2 protein-coding genes and 1 pseudogene are annotated in these 2,730 nt (G+C 28.2%); all 3 read right to left on the reverse strand.

Annotated features, from left to right (window positions below):
- A partial coding sequence (locus KA873_RS12655; RefSeq protein WP_210140537.1) for a protein rep occupies positions 1-814 on the reverse strand: 814 nt, incomplete at its 3' end.
- A 214-nt stretch (positions 815-1,028) separates the two neighbouring features.
- Positions 1,029-1,889 (reverse strand): AraC family transcriptional regulator, encoded by an 861-nt coding sequence (locus KA873_RS12660; protein WP_078099425.1) that lies wholly within the window; start codon positions 1,887-1,889, stop codon positions 1,029-1,031.
- Positions 1,890-2,539: 650 nt separating this feature from the next.
- Positions 2,540-2,730 (reverse strand): annotated as a pseudogene (locus tag KA873_RS12665) (protein rep); the annotation flags it as partial.

Raw genomic sequence — 2,730 nt, forward strand, 5'->3', positions numbered from 1 at the left:
GTTTTCGATATAAACCATGTTCCAAATCTCTAACAATTTCTTGATTTCTTTCGTCATCATCAGTTAAAAAATCAGATGACTTAACCGAATATTTTGAGGTTTCTTTGATTGCTGCTTGAATATCTTTATCACCTTTTTGGTTAGGTTTGATCGCTTTGATATTTGCTACTGGCCGATAATTCACTTGTAATGCTTTTTGCCATAAACTAACCCATTCTTCTTGAGTTATATAATTAGCTTTATTCTTAAAATAACTATTTTCAACACATAACAAAACATGCATATGTTGATTATAACTGCCGTCATTTTTATTAACTGTTACTTCTGTTGAACGCATAAAACCAATTAAATTTTTACTAACTTTTTTATATTTAAATAATCTTCTAAATGATTCAGTTAAGTGTTTCAAACTTTGTTCTAAAGTATCCCCATCTATAGCATTTTTTGTTGAAAGTGTTAGGAATAACCAACGTGCTTTCGGTTTTTCCTTAACCACTTCTTCAATCACTCTTTGAGCTTGATAACTATTTTTCATAGCACGCCTCCAATTACAAACTGGACATAATTTTGATTTACAAAACCATGTCTTATGTAACTTCAAATAACCTTCATCAGTCGGCTTGAACTCTAAGACGTTACCACATTGTTTTACGTTAAAAGCCTTTTTAATTTTTAAAATTTCCAGTATATCTGCATAACTTACATTATCAATTTTCTTTTCTCTCCATGGGCGTTGCTTCCCACTTTTCGTCATATCTTTTAATGTTTCGTTATCTTGATTTTCGTCAATATATTTAGTAGTATTATATTGCATATAAAAAGCCCCCAGTTTTATTTAAGATTCGACACCTTAATAATATAACTGGGGTTTTTTCATGTCAAATTTTCTTTTCAACTCCAAAAATATATAAAAACACTGTCATATCAACGATAAATCATGTTTTTAAAAAAGAACGTTATTTCTATATAGTATCAAGACAAGAAGAAACTCGTTTTCAACTCGTTTCTAAAACCTTAATTATCTAAAATCAATTATTAACTGCAACCCAAATTTCACTATAAGCATTATCACTATCTGAATCATTAAATTTAGTAAAAGAAAACATTGGTACATTAGCTAATTTATATTCTGTTTCTGGCAACCATTCAGAATAAATTTTAGCGTATGTGTCTTGCAAAACTTTTGGAAATTTACCTTCATTTTCAAAGACTATCCATTTACTTTCATCAATATTTATAACATCAAGTTGATCGCTTATATTATTTTCTGTTGTTATAACACCAATCATATGAGTTAAATAACCCTCTTCTTTAATAAAATTCTCATCAGCATCATATGAAACATTTACAATTTCTTTAGGTTCAATGTTTTGTAAATTGTTCATTTCTTCTTTTTGTATATTAGTAATACTATTTGCTAGTTCTTCAATTTCATTGTTAACACCCTCGTATTGCATACGAACGCGTTTTTTTACGCCTACTATATTAATTTTTGGCAAATCTACAATTCTAGTTTTCATGTCTATTCCTCCTTTAACATTAATAGCAAATGAAAGTTTCGGATACGAAATTAAAACTTGTTCTTCATATATTTGAGATGGTAAATACCCACTCCAATCTTTAAAAGACTTTGTAAAACCATCAATTGAATATCCATATTTTATAGCTACACTCGTTACTGATTCTTTATTTAATAAATCTTTGTTAGCAAAATACAATTTTCTTTTTTTTATATACTCAGATAAACCAATACCAGTAAGAAATATAAATAAATTTCTATAATGTTGCTCGGGTAAACCAACAAAATTCGCTATATCATATAAATTTAAATCTTTTGTTAAATTCTGATCTATATAATCTATAGAATCATTTAAATTTTTTAATATCATATCCATCACCTTTCAATCCTATAGTAATCAATAATCAAAGAAATGACTCGATAATTTATATATAACAATTATCGAATAAAAAATAATTGCTTTATTCCAATTGCTTTATTGACGTTGAGCCTCGGAACCCTTAACAATCCCATAACTTGTCGAATGGTCGGCTTAATAGCTCACGCTATGCCGACATTCGTCTACAAGTTTAGTTAAGGGTTCTTCTCAACGATCAATAAATTTTCTCGGCATAAAAGCGTGTTATAATTTAATTAGCGTTCTGTTTTCTTTTCACTGTTCACTTCCAAAAATGAAAATAGTGAAATAAAAAAGCCACCAAATTTTATTGGTGGCTTTTTTATTTTATTAAATCTTAAATGCCTTTAATTTTAATTTTAAAGGGGTATTTTAAAGTTTTAGGGATAAATCATATAGTTTTATACCTAAAAACATACATAAGCTCTTAAAACGCAAATATGAGCCAAATAAATATATTCTCATTTCACAAACAAAATTTAAACAAAACCAGTGACTAATTTTTTAGACACTGCCCAGTTACATGCAAATTTAAAAATTGGCATGAAAAGTGGGTAACCATGCTGGTTAAACGCTATAGTTCCCGCAGGGGCTAAAAACATAAAAAAACGCTAGCTTTTTAGCTAACGTTTCACATTTTTTAAATAATAATTTTGTTTTTCGAAATTCCAAATTGCAGTAATTGAATGTGCTTTTTCTTCTTCGTCTGTCGTTTTTTCTTCGTCACTTGTATTAATTAAATTGCCATCTTCGGCATCGTCTAAATTTAAAATTTTATGTTTTTGTTTAAGCAATACGTTTTCGATATAAACCA

The organism is Staphylococcus sp. GDY8P45P (assembly GCF_017892745.1).
In the GTDB taxonomy this organism is placed as follows: Bacteria; Bacillota; Bacilli; order Staphylococcales; family Staphylococcaceae; genus Staphylococcus; species Staphylococcus cohnii.

Bases quoted from the DNA above. Each gene is read 5' to 3' on its own strand.
- KA873_RS12660 (WP_078099425.1), bottom strand. From the start codon at position 1,889: ATGATATTAAAAAATTTAAATGATTCTATAGATTATATAGATCAGAAT.